This window comes from Segnochrobactrum spirostomi (assembly GCF_009600605.1).
Taxonomy (GTDB): domain Bacteria; phylum Pseudomonadota; class Alphaproteobacteria; order Rhizobiales; family Segnochrobactraceae; genus Segnochrobactrum; species Segnochrobactrum spirostomi.
Window position 1 is genome coordinate 3,778,675 of record NZ_VWNA01000001.1, and the last position, 15,563, is coordinate 3,794,237.

At 67.5% G+C, this 15,563-nt stretch carries 14 protein-coding genes; 6 read left to right on the forward strand and 8 right to left on the reverse strand.

Annotated features, from left to right (window positions below; all coding sequences use genetic code 11):
• Positions 1-4: 4 nt before the first annotated feature.
• The 3 genes from F0357_RS17025 to F0357_RS17035 all read right to left on the reverse strand — a co-directional run bounded on the left by F0357_RS17025 (position 5) and on the right by F0357_RS17035 (position 2,421).
• Entirely contained in the window at positions 5-559 is a 555-nt protein-coding gene (locus F0357_RS17025; RefSeq protein ID WP_153484797.1) for a sugar transferase, read from the reverse strand.
• Positions 556-1,800 carry an O-antigen ligase family protein gene (locus tag F0357_RS17030; RefSeq protein WP_153484799.1) on the reverse strand — a complete coding sequence of 415 codons (1,245 nt, stop codon included), beginning with the start codon at positions 1,798-1,800 and terminating at the stop codon, positions 556-558. Before F0357_RS17030 ends, F0357_RS17025 begins: the two co-directional genes overlap by 4 nt.
• Positions 1,801-1,893: 93 nt before the next feature.
• Positions 1,894-2,421: a GNAT family N-acetyltransferase gene (locus F0357_RS17035; protein ID WP_153487226.1), complete on the reverse strand. Its 528-nt coding sequence runs from the start codon at positions 2,419-2,421 to the stop codon at positions 1,894-1,896.
• Positions 2,422-2,524: 103 nt separating this feature from the next.
• Between F0357_RS17035 and F0357_RS17040 the strand changes: the two genes are divergently transcribed.
• Positions 2,525-3,436: a LysR family transcriptional regulator gene (locus F0357_RS17040; protein WP_153484801.1), complete on the forward strand. Its 912-nt coding sequence runs from the start codon at positions 2,525-2,527 to the stop codon at positions 3,434-3,436.
• 49 nt (positions 3,437-3,485) lie between these two features.
• Here F0357_RS17040 and F0357_RS25305 read toward each other — a convergent pair whose 3' ends face one another.
• A complete protein-coding gene (locus tag F0357_RS25305) occupies positions 3,486-5,834 on the reverse strand; it encodes a mechanosensitive ion channel domain-containing protein (protein WP_208948389.1) in 2,349 nt (782 codons plus the stop codon).
• 219 nt (positions 5,835-6,053) lie between these two features.
• Between F0357_RS25305 and lepA the strand changes: the two genes are divergently transcribed.
• Positions 6,054-7,859, forward strand: coding sequence for a translation elongation factor 4 (gene lepA / locus F0357_RS17050; RefSeq protein ID WP_153484805.1), 1,806 nt, complete (start codon positions 6,054-6,056; stop codon positions 7,857-7,859).
• A 164-nt stretch (positions 7,860-8,023) separates the two neighbouring features.
• Positions 8,024-8,851 (forward strand): c-type cytochrome, encoded by an 828-nt coding sequence (locus F0357_RS17055; RefSeq protein WP_208948390.1) that lies wholly within the window; start codon positions 8,024-8,026, stop codon positions 8,849-8,851.
• Positions 8,852-8,870: 19 nt separating this feature from the next.
• Here F0357_RS17055 and F0357_RS17060 read toward each other — a convergent pair whose 3' ends face one another.
• Together F0357_RS17060 and F0357_RS17065 are read right to left on the reverse strand one after the other, a co-directional pair.
• On the reverse strand, positions 8,871-9,272 hold the full coding sequence (locus F0357_RS17060; RefSeq protein WP_153484810.1) for a DoxX family protein: 402 nt from the start codon (positions 9,270-9,272) through the stop codon (positions 8,871-8,873).
• Between the two features lie 198 nt (positions 9,273-9,470).
• Positions 9,471-10,112, reverse strand: a complete 642-nt coding sequence (locus tag F0357_RS17065; RefSeq protein ID WP_153484813.1) for a peroxiredoxin — start codon at positions 10,110-10,112, stop codon at positions 9,471-9,473.
• Positions 10,113-10,570: 458 nt separating this feature from the next.
• Here F0357_RS17065 and F0357_RS17070 point away from each other — a divergent pair, with 458 nt between their 5' ends.
• Positions 10,571-11,695 (forward strand): SGNH/GDSL hydrolase family protein, encoded by a 1,125-nt coding sequence (locus F0357_RS17070; RefSeq protein ID WP_208948391.1) that lies wholly within the window; start codon positions 10,571-10,573, stop codon positions 11,693-11,695.
• Between the two features lie 165 nt (positions 11,696-11,860).
• Positions 11,861-12,661 carry a sulfotransferase family protein gene (locus F0357_RS17075; RefSeq protein ID WP_153484821.1) on the forward strand — a complete coding sequence of 267 codons (801 nt, stop codon included), beginning with the start codon at positions 11,861-11,863 and terminating at the stop codon, positions 12,659-12,661.
• A gap of 15 nt (positions 12,662-12,676) precedes the next feature.
• Here F0357_RS17075 and F0357_RS17080 read toward each other — a convergent pair whose 3' ends face one another.
• Positions 12,677-13,783 carry a cation diffusion facilitator family transporter gene (locus F0357_RS17080; protein WP_153484824.1) on the reverse strand — a complete coding sequence of 369 codons (1,107 nt, stop codon included), beginning with the start codon at positions 13,781-13,783 and terminating at the stop codon, positions 12,677-12,679.
• Between the two features lie 237 nt (positions 13,784-14,020).
• Between F0357_RS17080 and F0357_RS17085 the strand changes: the two genes are divergently transcribed.
• Entirely contained in the window at positions 14,021-14,557 is a 537-nt protein-coding gene (locus F0357_RS17085) for a cytochrome b (RefSeq protein ID WP_153484827.1), read from the forward strand.
• A 43-nt stretch (positions 14,558-14,600) separates the two neighbouring features.
• Here the strand turns inward: F0357_RS17085 and F0357_RS17090 are convergent, their stop codons facing one another.
• Complete coding sequence (locus tag F0357_RS17090) at positions 14,601-15,485, reverse strand: LysR family transcriptional regulator (RefSeq protein ID WP_153484830.1); 885 nt, start codon at positions 15,483-15,485, stop codon at positions 14,601-14,603.
• Between the last annotated feature and the right edge of the window lie 78 nt (positions 15,486-15,563).

A 15,563-nucleotide genomic window follows, 5' to 3' on the forward strand; every position in this document is an offset into this window, starting at 1 on the left:
CGGGTCAGCTCGCGACGCGGTCGCCCCGGCCCGCACCGAACACGGTGCGGAACAGGAGCGTGAAATAGGTCACGAGGCTGTGGTCGCCGACATAGCGGGCATCGAGCACGGCGAGGCGCTCCGGATCGGACATGTCGACGCCGGCGACCTGGGCGATGCCGGTGATGCCGGGCCGCAAAGCGAGCACGCCCCGCGCGCGGCGGGCCTCGATCAGCGCGACCTGGCTCGGCAGGCAGGGACGGGGGCCGACCAGACTCATTTCGCCGACGAGCACGTTCCAGAGCTGCGGCAGTTCGTCGAGCTTGGTCTTGCGCAGCACCTGGCCGATACGTGTCACCGAGGCCCGGCTCGCCTCGTGGGTCGCCACATTCGGCGTGCCGGCCCGCATCGTTCTGAGCTTGTAGCAGACGAAGAGCCGGCCGTTGCGGCCGACGCGGATCTGGGCGAACAGCGGGTTGCCGGGGGAATCGAGCCGGATCAGAACCGCGCAGACGAGCATCACCGGCACGCCGACGACGAGCCCCGTGATCGAGAAGACGATATCGAGCAGTCGCTTCATGCGTCCGTTCCGTCGCCCGCCGGCAGCGCCAGGAAGATCGGCAGCCAGAGGAACAGATAATAGGTGTTGATGAAGGAGAACGTGTTCGAGAGATCCGTCATCATATAGAGCATCGCGAACACGATGCCGAACAGCGCGAAGCGCTTCAGCGGCGCCGCGAAGCCGCGCAGCGCCGCGGCATAGGAATTCAGGATCACGAGCACGTAACCGATCGCGGCCGGAATCCCGAAATAGAAGGCGAGCACTAGGTAGCCGTTGTGGGGATGGTTGCCCTTGCCGTCGAGGATGGCGAACGGCCCCGCCCCGAACCAGGGATGGGCGGCGATCGAGGCGAGCGCGGCCTGCCAGATGTCGAAGCGGTAGGACGGCCGGCACACGCTCTGCCCGCTCGCCCCGGCGCAGACGCTCGTCAGCGCGTGGTGCAGGAGCGGCTCGGAGAGCACCAGCCCGAGCGGGATGGCGAGGACGCAGACCGTCGCGATCACCGTGCCGAGCGGCCGGATGTCCGGGCGCAGGCGGCTCGCCACCACGACGACGGCGCCCGCGAGCACGATGTCGGTGATCGGGCCGCGGCTCTGGGTGAGCGCGAGGCCGATGAGATTGACGAGAAGCGCGGCGATGAGCGCGGCCCGCAGGCGGCCCTGCGCCGCCAGGGCCGCGAAGGCGGCGGCGCCGACGCCGAACGCGATCGTCGTCGAGGCCGTGCTCGGATTGTTCGCCCGGCCATAGAGATAGAGCCGTTCGTTGAAGCCGATGTGGAGGCCGAACTGGAGGATCGCCGCGATTGCGACGCCGAGCGCGATCACGAACGCCGCCACGACGAGAACATCGCGCGCGAAGCCGGGGTGCCGCCGCCGCGCCGCCAGAATGACGAGCCCGTAGGCGAACACCGAGACGGACGAGGCCGCTTCGCCCCAGGTGCGTCCCGAGGCGACGTCGCCGCGTCCGATCAGGCTGACGATCTGCCAGCCGAGTACGATGACGAAGCCGATGAGGGCGAGCCGCCAAGTCGGATCCCCGAACACCTGACGGCGCAGCCCAACGTCGGTGGCGAGCGCCGCGAGCCCGATGAGGGTCAGGCCGAGATAGGCGATCATCCAGACCGGGTGCGACGGCACGAGGGCGACCGCGGCGATCGCCAGATAGACGAGACCCGCGGGCAGCCGGGCCGCCCAATCGGGGCCTCGCACCGCCGTCACGCTGCCGCGCCGGGCGGCAGCCCCATCCTTACGAACCACCATGGCGAACGATCGCTGACCCTGCTTGCGTCCCCGCCGAGGGGCTGGGATTCGGCGCTTATGGCAGGGCCGCGGAAGCCGGTCAAATGAGGCGGCTCAGGCCTGTGGCGGCCCGTCGTCGAGCACCTTCGTCATGAATTGGAGGTCGAGCCAGCGGCCGAACTTGGCGCCGACCTGGGGCAGCCGCGCTGCCGTCTCGAAGCCGAGGGAGGCGTGGAGCGCGATCGACGCCGCATTGGTCGCCTCGATGCCGCCGACGAGGACATGGACCTTGGCCGCGCGGGCGATCTCGATCAGGGCGGCGAGGAGCGCACGCCCGACGCCGCGGCCGCGCAGATCGGCCCGCACATAGATCGAGAGCTCGGCCGTGTGGCGATAGCCCTCGTGTGGTCGGAACGGTCCGTAGGTCGCATAGCCGCCGACCGCGCCGTCGATGTCGGCGACGATCACCGGAAAGCCCGCCCTGGTGCGCTCCTCGAGCCATTTGAGCCGGCCCTCGAGGTCCGAAGGGGTCTCGTTCCAGATCGACGTCGTGTTGAGCACGGCATCGTTGTAGATCGCGAGGAGACCCGGCCCATCGCCGGCGACGGCGGGGCGAATGGCGAGGGCGGCGGGCGGCGACATGTCGGTCATGGCGGCTCGGGGCGCTTCATCTAGTTCGATCGGCTCTCTTGATGCTACGATAGGCATCGTTCAGAAAAGCCTAAGCGTTGCATAAGAAAGTCCTATGGATATCGACCAGCTTCGCACCTTCGACCGCATCGTGCGGGAGGGCAGTTTCACCAAGGCGGCGGCCCGGCTCAACGTCACCCAGGCGACGGTGTCGATGCGCATGCGCACCCTCGAGGACCAACTCGGCGGCGCCTTGTTCGAGCGCGGCCGCAAGGTGCGCCTGACGGAGCGCGGCACGACCTTCCTGCCCTATGCCCGGCGCATCCTGACGACGCTGCTCGAGGGCGAGGACGCGCTTCGCTCGGCCCAGCGCGGCCACGTCACGGTCGCGACCCTGCGCAGCCTCGCGGCGCCCCTCGTCGGCAATGCCCTCGTGCGTTTCGCCGAGGCCCATCCGCTCACCGAGGTGATCATCGCGGAAGGCCACCATCACGACGTGGCGGAGCGGGTCCACGACCGGGGTGCCGATCTCGCGGTGATGGGCTGGCCGAACCTCGATCCGCTGCTCGACGACATCGAACCGATCGCCATCTTCCGCGAGCCGGTCAGGCTCGCGGTCGCGCCGTGGCTCGCCGACGAGATCGGTCCCGAGCCGACGCTCGATAGGGTCTTCGCGGTGGTGCCCCGCTATCTCCTGATCGGCTGGTGGCAGGTCTATCCCGACGCCGTCAGCGCCATGCGGTTCCGGGCGAAGACGGTTTCCACGGTCTCGATCGGCCCGGCGCTCGCCCTCGCCGAAGCCGGGCACGGCATCGGCTATTTCGTCGAGACGGCGCTCGCCCCGGTGCTGGCCGCCGGGCGGCTCGCGGTGGTGGAGCCGGTCGATGCGCCGGCGATCCACCGCGACACCGCCCTCGTGTCGATCGGCGGCGGGCTCAGCGCGCGGCCGCTGGTGGCGGAACTCGCCCGCCTGATCGACGAAGAGGCGGCCGCGCTCGGCATGGGCCGGTCCGCTGGACGGCGGTAAGATCGAGTGCCCCGATGGGCGCCCGTTTCCGGGCGCTTTCCTCGTCGGCTTATTGTTTCGCGCCCTGGCCGGCATCGAGTGCGGCTTCGGCCGCCGCGCCGGCGATCTCGGGGGAGACGTCCGCGCCCTCGACCTTCACCACCACGCCGCGCCCGACGAGTTCGATGTGGTTCTCCTTGAAGGCCTTGAGAATGCGGGTATAGGCCTCGCGCCGGATCACGAACTGGGTGTTCGGCTTGGCGATGAACTTGACGCCGATGACGATGGCGCCGTCCTCGACGCTGCGGATGCCCTGGGATTTCAGCGGCTCGATGAAGTTCGGCCCCATATCCGGATCCGCCGAGAGCTCGGTGCCGATCTTCTTGATGAGGCGCTTCACCAGCGTGATGTCGGTGTTGGGATCGACGCGGAAGTCCATCCGGAGCAGCGCCCAGTCGCGGGTCTGGTTGGTCACCGCCTTCATCTGGCCGAAGGGCAGGGTATGCACGGCGCCGCGATGGTGGCGGAGCTTCATCGAGCGCAGCGAGATGCTCTCGACGACACCGCGCAGGTTGCCGACCTCGACATAATCGCCGACGCGGAAGGAATCCTCGATCAGGAAGAACACGCCGGCGAGGATGTCGGCGACCGTCTGCTGCGCACCGAGGCCGATCGCGATACCGACGACGCCGGCGCCGGCGAGCAATGGACCGATGTTCACGCCGAGCGACGACAGCACGATCATCGCCGTCATGGCGAGCAGAGTGACCTGGAGCACCTTGCCGAACAGCGGCAGCAGGGTCGCGAGACGCTGCGCCTTGATCGAGTGCGCATCGTTGCGGGCCGCCTCATAGGCACGGTCGATCGCCCTGAGGATCAGCGCCCAGCCGACATAGCCGAGCAGGAGCACGATGGAGATGTTGAAGAGCACGCGGATGACGACGCCGCCGATCCCCGTGTTGCTCTCGAAATCGAAGCCCCAGATCCAGAAAGTCGCCAGCACCGCGAGCGCGATGAGGACGATCCAGACGACCCGCATCAGCCGCCGGACATGGCGCGTGCCCGTGGCGCGCACCTCGGCGGGTGGCGGCGGGGCGTCCTCCGCGACCGGGGGCAGGGCATCCCCGTCCGAATCGACCCACGAGGCGCGCGGTGGCGTCGCCTGCGCGATCGGCTCGCCGTAGAAGCGGGCGAGCGGCATGCGGATGAAGATCGCGGTGATGGGCGCTGCGATGAGCACCAGCAGCGAGGCGAGCATCTTGATGCCGATGCCGGGCTCGCCCTGCAGGATGGCGCCGACCATCACGATCCACAGCACCGCGAGATAGAGGCGGATGGCGATGAGCCACCCCGCGATCAGCGGACGAAGGTCGTCTCTGACTTCGAGGCGGCGTGCAAGGTCGGCGGCCACCGCGTCGCGATATTGGCCCGCGACCGCCATCAGATAGACCACGGGCACGACCGACAGCACGATGTTCGCCGCTGCCCGTGCGTTCTCCTCGACTTGGAGCGTGATGAGAATACGGGCGAGGCCGAGCGGAATCGCGAGGAGGATCGCCGCGATGGTGATCTGGTGCAGGATCGTGCGGGCCAGATTGTCGGGCGCACCAATAAGCCGGGCGCCGGGAATCTTCGGGCTCAGGATGAAGTTCGCGAGCCGGTTCGCGATGAGCGGGACCGCCGCGGTCACCAGGACGTCTTCGAGGATGCGCGGCGCGACATCGTTGTCGGGCGCCATCACGAGGAAGAACATCACCATGCCGCCGAGAAAGGCGACGACGTCGACGATGGCGCTGAGCGCGCGTCCGATCACGGCGCGGCGGCCGGACGACGCCTTGCGGGCGATCGGGCTGCGCCGCCACAGCGCGCGGATGAGATAGAGGCCGGCGAAACCGGACAGGACGATGGCGGAGGTGCGCAGCAGGAAGCCGATCGGGCCCAGCGCGGGGGCGCCGGCCGGCGGATGGGCGAAGGCGGCGGCGAAGGCTGCCGGCACCGTCGGCAGGCTGGTGACGACGGCGAGGAGGCGCTGACGGAGCTGTTCGAGGGTGGTGCCGGTCGGCTGTGTCTGGTTCTGCGCGGTGTTGGCGCCTTCGCTCAGCAGGCGCTCGCGCAGCGCGGAGCGCAGATCCGTTTCGCCGGTCACCGCCAGGATGGCGTCGAGCTGCTCGGGGGTGAGACCGTTCGGAAAGGCCTTCAGCACCGCATCGAGCCCGCCCGACTGGGAGGCCGATTGGCTGGTCTTGGCCGCGTCGGCGGCGCGGGCCGACCCGGTCGGCCAGACGGTCGCCGCGACGAATGCGAGCATGAACGCCGAGACGAGGATGGCCATCGCCCGGATCAATCGAGCCGGCGAGGATGATGCAGCGCGGGCCGCCGGCCGGAACGGGCGCGGGTCGGTCGAAAGGCGTGCGGTCACCGGCGGTCTCCAAGCTCGCAATTGTGATTTTGTGCCGACGATAGCATGGCGAAGCGGTGACGCCACAGTCGCCACGTGCATCGTGAAGCATCACGGGCGGCCGCTTTCGGACCGCGATTTGCTATTCGTGTCGGCAAGGCGGCGTGGAGAAGCCGAAAGGCGCGGTGTTTGGCCGTTTCTGCGCTTGGCGGGGCCTTGGGGCGATGCTATCTCCCGCCCATGACGACCGAACCGCGCCCGCTCATCCGCAATTTCTCGATCATCGCGCATATCGACCACGGCAAGTCCACGCTTGCCGACCGGTTGATCCAGCGCACCGGCGCGCTCACCGAGCGCGAAATGAAGGAGCAGGTGCTCGATTCGATGGACATCGAGCGCGAGCGCGGCATCACCATCAAGGCGCAGACGGTGTGCCTCCGCTATCCGGCGAAGGACGGCAACACCTACACCTTGAACCTGATGGATACCCCCGGCCACGTCGACTTCGCCTACGAGGTCAGCCGGTCGCTTGCCGCCTGCGAGGGCTCGCTCCTCGTCGTCGATGCGAGCCAGGGCGTCGAGGCGCAGACCCTCGCCAACGTCTATCAGGCGCTCGACAACAATCACGAGATCGTCCCGGTCCTCAACAAGATCGACCTGCCGGCGGCCGAGCCCGACCGCGTCAGGGAGCAGATCGAAGAGGTGATCGGCCTCGACGCCTCCGAGGCGGTGATGATCTCCGCCAAGACCGGTCTCGGCATCGACGACGTGCTCGAAGCCATCGTGAAGCGCCTGCCGGCGCCGAAGGGAGACCTCGACGCGCCGCTGAAGGCGCTCCTGGTCGATTCCTGGTACGACACCTATCTCGGAGTCGTGGTGCTCGTGCGCATCGTCGATGGCGTGCTGAAGCGCGGCTCGCGCATCAAGATGATGGGTACGGGGGCGGCCTACGACGTCGATCGCGTCGGCACCTTCACCCCGAAGATGGTCGATTCCGCCGAACTCGGCCCCGGCGAGATCGGCTTCATCATCGCCGCCATCAAGGAAGTCGCCGACACCCGCGTCGGCGATACCATCACCGACGACCGCAAGCCCTGCGCCGAGCCGCTGCCGGGCTTCCGGCCGGCCCAGCCGGTGGTGTTCTGCGGCCTTTTCCCCGTCGATGCCGCGGATTTCGAAGACCTGCGCGCCGCGATGGGTAAGCTGCGCCTCAACGACGCCAGCTTCTCCTTCGAGATGGAGACCTCGGCCGCGCTCGGCTTCGGCTTCCGCTGCGGCTTCCTCGGCCTCCTCCACCTCGAGATCATCCAGGAGCGGCTCGAGCGCGAGTTCAATCTCGACCTCATCGCGACCGCCCCCTCGGTGGTCTACAAGCTCGTTTTGACCGACGGCTCCGAGATCGAGCTGCACAACCCGGCCGACATGCCGGACGTGGTGAAGATCGAGGAGATCTACGAGCCCTGGATCCGCGCCACGATCCTCACCCCCGACGATTATCTCGGCGCCATCCTCAAGCTCTGCCAGGAGCGGCGCGGCGTGCAGGTCGACCTCTCCTATGTCGGCAAGCGCGCGATGGCGACCTACGACCTGCCGCTCAATGAGGTGGTGTTCGATTTCTACGATCGCCTGAAGTCGATCTCGAAGGGCTATGCCTCGTTCGACTATCACCTGACCGACTACAAGGCCGGCGATCTCGTGAAGATGCAGATCCTGGTCAACGCCGAGCCGGTCGATGCGTTGTCGATGCTGGTGCACCGCTCCCAGTCCGAGCGTCGCGGCCGAGCCATGTGCGAGAAGCTGAAGGACCTCATCCCGCAGCATCTCTTCCAGATTCCGATCCAGGCCGCGATCGGCGGCAAGGTGATCGCCCGCGAGACCATCCGCGCCCTGCGTAAGGACGTGACCGCCAAGTGTTACGGCGGCGACGCCACCCGCAAGCGCAAGCTTCTCGAGAAGCAGAAGGAAGGTAAGAAGCGGATGCGCCAATTCGGCAAGGTCGAGATTCCGCAGGAAGCCTTCATCGCCGCCCTCAAGGTGGATGTCTGACCGGCGCGCGAACGCCGGTCTCCCGAGGTTTCCACAACGTCCGCTCCCCGCCTTCGCCGGCTGTCCCTGCCTTCGTCCAAACGCAACACAGATGCGTCATGGTGCGGCCCGGTTGGCGCGCCTCCGCCTCCCTTCCAGGGCTGAGGCTATCGGGGAATCGGGACGTGAATCGGCACATTTCGTGCGTCGCAGCGGCGTGCCTCGTTTTCATTCTGGCCGGCTTGAATGCCGCGTCGGCCGCCATTCTCATGGTCTCGGTCGGCGGCCAGACCGTCAGCTACACGACAGGGCAACTGCTCAGCCGGTCTGACGTGACGACCATCACGATCGACAAGGACCTTTCCTATCCCGGATCGATGACCTACACGGTCGTGCCGCTCGCCGCCGTCATCGGCCCGCTCGGAATGAAGGCGGCCGACACGCTCCAGGTTCAGGCCCTCGACGGCTATGTCGCCGAACTGCCGGGTGACAGCGTCCTCAACGTCTCGCGGTCGAAGCCGATCGCCTATCTCGCGATCGAATCCCCGGCGAGCCCGTGGCCCAACCTGCCGGGCCAATCGTCGAGCGCCGGTCCCTTCGTCATCGTGTGGACCGGACCCAACGCCGTTCGCCAGCAATGGCCCTATCAGATCGCGTCCTTGACCGAGGCGCCGCCCGCCGTGCAGCGCTGGCCGCAGCTCGCCGTCGGGCCGGAGATCGGGACCAAGGATCCGATCCGCCACGGCCAGACCCTGTTCGTCTCCTATTGCTTCGTCTGCCACCAGCTCTCGGGCGCCGGCGCGTCGAACATCGGCCCCGATCTCGGGCTGCCGATGCCGGCGACGCAATATTTTCAGCCGGCGGCGCTCGCGAAGCTGATCCGCGATCCGGCGCTCGTCCGCGACTGGCCGGGCCGCCGCATGCCCCCGTTCCCGAAGAGCATCCTGAGCGATCGCGATATCTCGGACATCATCGCCTACCTGACCTATAAGGCCGGCGGCGCGGGGCAGTGAGGCGCGAGGCCGGTCCCGTTCAGGCCTTGCGCTGCCCGTCGAGGCTGAAGGCGCCCGGGCCGGCGAAGACGAGATAGAGGAAGATGAAGCAGAACAGGATCGCCGCGTCGCCCTGGTTCAGCGCGGGGAACGGGCTCTGCGGGAAGTGGAACATCCAGTAGGCGAAGGCCATCTCGCCGGCGAGCACGAAGGCGACGATCCGGGTGAAGGCGCCGAGCAGGATCAGGATGCCGCCGCAAAGCTCGAGGATGCCGCCGATGCCGAACACGGACACGATCTGAAGACCGTCGAACATCGGGCTGTGCGGAAAGCCGAACAGCTTCGAGGAGCCGTGCTCCAGGAAGAGCAGGCCGGTGATGAAGCGCAGAATGCCCAGCATGTAGGGGGCATATCGGCTGAGACGGGATTGCTGGGCGGCCATGACATCCTCGGCGCGTGGGAACCAATCGTCCCATGCTACGCCTCGCTGACATCCCGCACCATCCGCGCGCCGAACGATGGATCGTCAATCGTTCCGCGACGACCCGGCGGCGGGGCATAATGCGAAACGGCGCACCCGATGGCGCGCCGTTTCCTGGAAAGCCGATCGATGAGAAGGGCGCGAGCCCACCGGGAGCCGTCAGGCGCCCTTGCCGGGCTGCGGCACGATGCGCAGGTAGGGCTTCAGGGTCTTCCAGCCGCCCGGGAACTTCTCCTTCGCCGCCTCGTCGGAAACCGAGGGGACGATGATGACGTCCTCGCCCTGCTTCCAGTCCGCCGGGGTCGCGACCGAGTGCTTCGCGGTGAGCTGGAGCGAATCGATGATGCGGAGGATTTCCTCGAAGTTGCGGCCGGTGCTCGCCGGATAGGTGAGCGACAGCTTCAGCTTCTTGTCCGGGCCGATGACGAAGACGGAGCGCACCGTGGCGGTCTCGCTCGCGTTCGGGTGGATCATGTCATAGAGCGTCGCCACCGCGCGGTCGGAATCGGCGATCAGCGGGAAGTTCAGAGCCGAGCCCTGGGTTTCCTCGATGTCGGCGGCCCACTGCGCGTGGTTCGTCAGCGGATCGACGGAGAGGCCGATCACCTTCACGTCGCGCTTGTCGAACTCCGGCTTCAGGCGGGCGACGGAGCCGAGTTCGGTGGTGCAGACCGGGGTGAAATCCTTCGGGTGCGAGAACAGCACGCCCCACGACGACCCCAGCCATTCATGGAAGCGGATCGGGCCCTCGGTTGTCTCGGCGGTGAAGTCGGGGACGGTGTCTCCAAGACGCAGCGACATGGTTCTCTCTCCGGGGGTTGGCCGGCGGCCGCTGCTCGCGGCCGCTATTGAAGATCGAAGCGCGGGGTCCGTCGCCGAACCGCGGTGTTGCCGTGAAGATGCTCCAAGCCGTTCCGAGGGTCAAAGCCGGCTGTGGGAGCGGCAGGGCGTGTCAGCGGTATCCTGTACTCCTGGGTGCATATATTTGAGTATGATTTTCCGTTGATGACCCTCTGCCGCCCCTCGTATCGCGCGAGCTGCCAGCGGCGAGGGGCCCGGATGCCCGGACGACGCGCCGTTTCGCCTCGATGTCGCTGCGTTGCAATTCGTGAACGCGGTGTGTTCGGGACGGCTGGCGAGGCCCGATCCGCTGTGTTATCCACGCCCTAAGGGGCTCACCTCACTCAGGTTCGAGCGCGGCGCGGTCAGCGCCTCTGCTGCGCCGCGGCAAAGACCTGGATCACATGGTGGAGATCTGCATGTCCGAGGCTCGCTTCGGCGATCGGATGGTTACGTCTGCGCGCCAGTGCGCCGCGACCCGGTCGGGTTCCTTCCGTCGCTTGTCCCGGGGTGGGGCGTGGTGCCTCAAGGGGGGGCTTGCGTTCGCACTGCTCGCGATCGTGGCTTGGCCTGTGCCGCCGGCGGGCGCGGCAACCGCCGCCTACCAGGCGCCCGACGCCGCCTGTCCGGCGAGCGACGATCTGCTCGCCCTCGGCGGGCGGCTCGATCGCGTCGTGGCGCGGGCCCGGTCGGGAGAAACGATCACGATTCTCGCCATCGGCTCGTCATCCACCGCCGGCGTCGGTGCGAGCAGCCCGGCGCACACCTATCCCGCGCTTCTCGCCGCCTATCTCGCGGCGCGCCTGCCCGATGTTCCCGTGACGGTCGTCAACCGCGGTATCGGCGGCGAGGTGAGCGCGAACACCGCCGCACGCCTGCCCCACGAGGTCGATAAATATGCCCCCGACTTGGTGATCTGGCAGGTCGGCACCAACGATGCGGTGCGCGGCGTCGGCCTCACGTCGATGGAGACCACGATCGAGGAGGGCGTCGCGATGCTGCGTGCCCGTGGCCTCGACGTCGTCCTGATGGATCCGCAGCTCTTTCCCAAGGTCGAGGGTTCGGAGCGCTACGAGGCTGTGGTCGACGAGGTTTCGCGCCTCGGCGAGGAGACCGACGTGCCTGTGCTGCACCGCTTCGAGGCGATGCAGCGCTGGGCCGCGCTGCCCGCGGCGGTCCGCAAGGGCATGCTCTCCAAAGATCAGTTCCACATGAACGATCTCGGCTATTCCTGTATCGCCGCGATGCTCGGGGAAGGGCTCGTCCGCCGCATCGAAGATGCGGGCGGCGGAACCTTGAACCATGCCCACGCTCCGGCTCCCCTCGATCGCGCCGCAGCGCCGGGCGGACGCATGGCGGCGGTGAAGGGTCCGGCGGGGAAAGGGGCTGCGAAGGGCCCGGCGGCGGTCGTTGCCGTCTCGACGGCGGCCAAGCCGGCCGCCCTCGATCCGGCCGCGCGGTGGAAGGCGGCCATGATCGCGTCCGAGGCGGCCCATGCGGCGATCGGAGAAGGTTCCGAGGAGCCGGCCCAAGCATCCCAGTAAGGCCTCGGTCGGCATTCCCCCTTCGGCATTACTCAAATTGGGCCTTGGCGGGGCGGAAACGTTTCTGTACCCTTTTATTTCATTCTCATTTTGGCCGATTGATGTAAGGATTGCGACGTCGGGGCCCCACGAAGCGCAATAGTTTTCCACGAGTCTGCACGCTCGATGCTTTTAGATCGGCTCGATTTTTCGCCGTCCGAAGACGTCATCGTCTTCGTCCATTCGCCTAAAACCGGTGGTAGCTCGCTCGCAGCCGGCCTCGAAGAGGCGGTGGGGCCGGAATACCACCTGCCGTTGCGCATGCACCTGATGGGCAAGGTGCGCGAGCGGGCCCATCATGCGGTGGGAGCGACCTTCACCCTCGGGGTCCGTCAGATCAAAGGATCGCTCACCGGGCGGCATTGGCTGGTGCCGAAGGATTTCGATCCGGCACGCCTGCCGAACGTGCGCGCCATTTCCGGCCATGTCCAACTCGGCCGCCAGCCGAAGACCGGACGCCGACCGGTTTATGTGACGCTGGTCCGTGATCCCATCGATCGCTTCGTGTCGAGCTTCTACTTTTTCCGGTCCGTGCTCGATGCGAGCGGACCGAAGGCGCGTCGCACCGTGCCGCGCCTGTTGACCTCGAACATCGATGACTATGTGGACTGGCTCGCCGAACGCGGCGATCCGGAACCGTTCAACGTTCAGTGCCTGCACGTCGCCGGCCGGCCGAGCTTCGAGGCGGCGCGGAAGATCATCGACCGCGACGTCTTTCTCGCCGCAGCGCTCGACGACATGGACGCGTTCCGCGCCCGCCTCGGCGCCGCGACCGGGCTCGCCATCGCCCCGCGTCGCGAGAAGGTCGGAAGCCTACGCGCCTCGGCGCCGCCGCCGCGGCCGGAAACGATCGAAAAGCTCAAGGCGCTGACCGCCGAGGATCGGCGGCTCTACGACCACATCCGCGCGGAATTCCACCGGCTCTGAGGCCCTGGCGCCCGCTCAGGCGTGGGCGTGGCCGGCGGCGTGACCATGCCCGGCATGGTCTTGCTCGTGCTCATGGTGATGATCGTGGTCGGCATGCGCCGCCACCTTGGCGGGGCCGGCCGGGGAGGCGCCGCAATCGTCGGTGCTGCTCGCCTCGTCGGCGCAATCGCCGGCCCGCTCGATCTCGACCGTGGTGTGGGTGATCCCGAACGTCTCCTTGAGGCGTGCTTTCACCGCGCGCACGGTTTCGTAACCGTCCGCGTCGGTCGCAGGCACCACGTGCAGGGTCGCGTGGAGCCGCTCTTCCGACAGCGCCCAGGTGTGGACGTGGTGCACGTCCGCGACGGACGGCAGCGCCGTCTTGAGATCGTCCGAGATCGCGGGACCTTCGCGGCCCTCGGGGGCGCCTTGGAGCAGGATGTGGGAGGAATCCCTCATCAGCGACAGGGTGGCACGCAGGAGCAGGAAGCCGACGAGGAGCGACAGAAGCGGATCGATCGGCGTCCAGCCGGTGAAATAGATCACCAAGGCCGCCGCGATCGCCGCGACCGAGCCCAGCATGTCGCTCGCGACGTGGAGGAGGGCGCCACGGATGTTGAGGTTCTTGTCGCCGGTGGAGAGCACGAGGAAGGCGGCGATGTTCGCGAGAAGGCCGGCGAGGGCCACCCCGCCCATCGTCTCCCACTGGATCTCGACGGGATTGCGGAACCGCTCGATCGCCTCGACGGCGATCCAGGCGGTCAGAAGGATCAGCGCCACGGCGTTGCCGAACGCCACGAGCACCGGCATGCGGTGGTGGCCGAAGCTCATCCGCGCGCTCGCCGGGCGTCGGATCTGGCGGAACGCCCACCAGGCGAGGGCGAGCGACACGGCGTCGGTCGCCATGTGTGCCGCGTCGGCGATGAGGGCGAGGGAGCCGGACAGTATGCCGCCGATCACCTCCACGACCATGAAGGCAAGGGTGATCAGGGCGGCGATCGCCGTGCGGGTCTCGCTGGTGCTGCCGTGGGAATGGGAGTGGCCGCCGTGCCCATGGGAATGTCCGTGGGAATGGCCGTGACCGGCGTGATCGTGACCGGCGTGATCGTGGCCGTCATGATCGTGATCGTCGTGCTGTGCCATTCCGTTCCCCTTGGGTTGCCCCCGCGGCGCTTGCGTGAGCCTTCATAGCGTTTGTTGCGCGACAGGCGAACGACGGAATAAAGCCCCGCTCCGGCGCGTCTCATGGGATCGTAGCGCCGAGCGTCCTGCGACGATGTTATGAGCAGGCGCCGTCACAAATCTACCCCATGTGAATTGAATTAGTTCTAAACTGCTGCTGCGTTCCGTTCGCCATTCGTCCCTCGAGGAGCCCCGTCCATGGCCGGCCATGCCTACTCCATTACGCAGCGCATCTTCCACTGGGGGATGTTCCTGCTGTTCGCCGTGCAGTTCGGTGTCGTCTGGTCGATTCCGGACGGCGGTGGGGATGCGTATGCCTCCTATTGGCAGCTTCATTATTCTCTCGGCGTCGTGATCCTGATCGCCGGCGTGGCGCGTCTGATCATCCGCGTCGCGAAGGGCGTGCCGGCGTTGCCGGCCGACATGCCCCGCTGGCAGGTCGCCGCGGCGCGCCTCAACGAGGCGGCGCTCTACGTGATCATGATCGGGATGCCGATCCTCGGCTGGATCGCGGCCGACACCCGCGGCCGGTCGGTGACGCTGTTCGGCTTGCCGCTGCCGGCTTTCGTCGGCCCGCAGGAGCGCGGCACCTTCCTGCGCTCGATCACCGGCGACGCGCATGAGTTGCTCGGCACCGTCCTCCTGATCCTCGTCGGCCTCCATGTGCTCGGTGCGCTGTATCACGGCTTCATACGCCGCGACGGCGTGCTGCAATCGATGACGAGCGGCCGCTGACCAGCGTGCCGACGGCTCGGACATTCGCCCTGTAGTTTGCGCCTCAGGTTCGGAAGAGCGCGGCGACCCAATCCAGAAAGACGCGCAGCCGCGGCGAAAGCTGGCGGTTCTGCGCGATCAGGGCGGACAGCGCCGTCGGTGACGGCGGACATTCCGGCAGTACCTCGACGAGTGTGCCGGACGCGAGCTCGAGGGCGAAGCGGTAGCGCGGCGCCTGAACGAGGCCGAGACCGAGTCGCGCCAGATCGGCCGTCGTGTCGGAATGGTTGGCGGCGACGCGACACGGCAGGAGAACCTCGCGCAATCCGCTCGGCGTCGAGAACTCGAGCGGCAGAACCTCCCCCGTCCGCGAGGAGAGGAAGCCGACCATCCGGTGACCTTCGAGATCGTCCACCGACTGCGGGGTGCCGTGCCGGGCGAGATAAGCCGGGCTCGCGACAGTGACCTCCGCCAATGTCCCGAGCCGGCGCTGGACGAGACCGCTATCGGCGAGTTCGCCGACGCGGATGGCGCAATCGACCCCTTCGCGCACGAGGTCGACCAGCCTGTCGCTCTGCCCGAAATGCACGTCGATGCGGGGATAGCGATCGAGAAAGGCGGGCAGCGCCGGCAGGAGATAAGTCCGCGTGAGAAGCCCGGGCGCGTCTATCCTGAGGAGCCCGTGGGGCTCGGCATCGCGCAACGTGCTTTCGGCGTCCTCGATGTCGGCGAGGATCGCCACGCATCGCTCATAGAAATCCCGACCGTCCTGGGTTGGTGCGACGTGACGCGTCGTGCGGTCGAGCAAGCGTGCGCGCAGGCGCTGCTCGAGCTGACGGATCGCGTCGGTGGCCGTCGATCGCGGAATGCCGAGATCTGCGGCGGCCACGCTGAAGCTGCCGCGCTCCACGACCCGCGTGAAGAGGCGCAGGCTGTCGAGATGGTCCATGGGATTATTCGTACCGGCCGGATAGTGTTTCCAGAAGTGGAGAGATTATCCGAATGAAGATGGCTGTCTATGTTCCAT

Excerpts from the sequence above, each read along its gene's own strand:
- F0357_RS17025 (WP_153484797.1), bottom strand. The coding sequence starts at position 559 with ATGAAGCGACTGCTCGATATCGTCTTCTCGATCACGGGGCTCGTCGTC.
- F0357_RS17030 (WP_153484799.1), bottom strand. The coding sequence starts at position 1,800 with ATGGTGGTTCGTAAGGATGGGGCTGCCGCCCGGCGCGGCAGCGTGACG.
- F0357_RS17035 (WP_153487226.1), bottom strand. The coding sequence starts at position 2,421 with ATGTCGCCGCCCGCCGCCCTCGCCATTCGCCCCGCCGTCGCCGGCGAT.
- F0357_RS17040 (WP_153484801.1), top strand. The coding sequence starts at position 2,525 with ATGGATATCGACCAGCTTCGCACCTTCGACCGCATCGTGCGGGAGGGC.
- lepA (WP_153484805.1), top strand. The coding sequence starts at position 6,054 with ATGACGACCGAACCGCGCCCGCTCATCCGCAATTTCTCGATCATCGCG.
- F0357_RS17060 (WP_153484810.1), bottom strand. The coding sequence starts at position 9,272 with ATGGCCGCCCAGCAATCCCGTCTCAGCCGATATGCCCCCTACATGCTG.
- F0357_RS17065 (WP_153484813.1), bottom strand. The coding sequence starts at position 10,112 with ATGTCGCTGCGTCTTGGAGACACCGTCCCCGACTTCACCGCCGAGACA.
- F0357_RS17070 (WP_208948391.1), top strand. The coding sequence starts at position 10,571 with ATGTCCGAGGCTCGCTTCGGCGATCGGATGGTTACGTCTGCGCGCCAG.
- F0357_RS17075 (WP_153484821.1), top strand. The coding sequence starts at position 11,861 with ATGCTTTTAGATCGGCTCGATTTTTCGCCGTCCGAAGACGTCATCGTC.
- F0357_RS17080 (WP_153484824.1), bottom strand. The coding sequence starts at position 13,783 with ATGGCACAGCACGACGATCACGATCATGACGGCCACGATCACGCCGGT.
- F0357_RS17085 (WP_153484827.1), top strand. The coding sequence starts at position 14,021 with ATGGCCGGCCATGCCTACTCCATTACGCAGCGCATCTTCCACTGGGGG.
- F0357_RS17090 (WP_153484830.1), bottom strand. The coding sequence starts at position 15,485 with ATGGACCATCTCGACAGCCTGCGCCTCTTCACGCGGGTCGTGGAGCGC.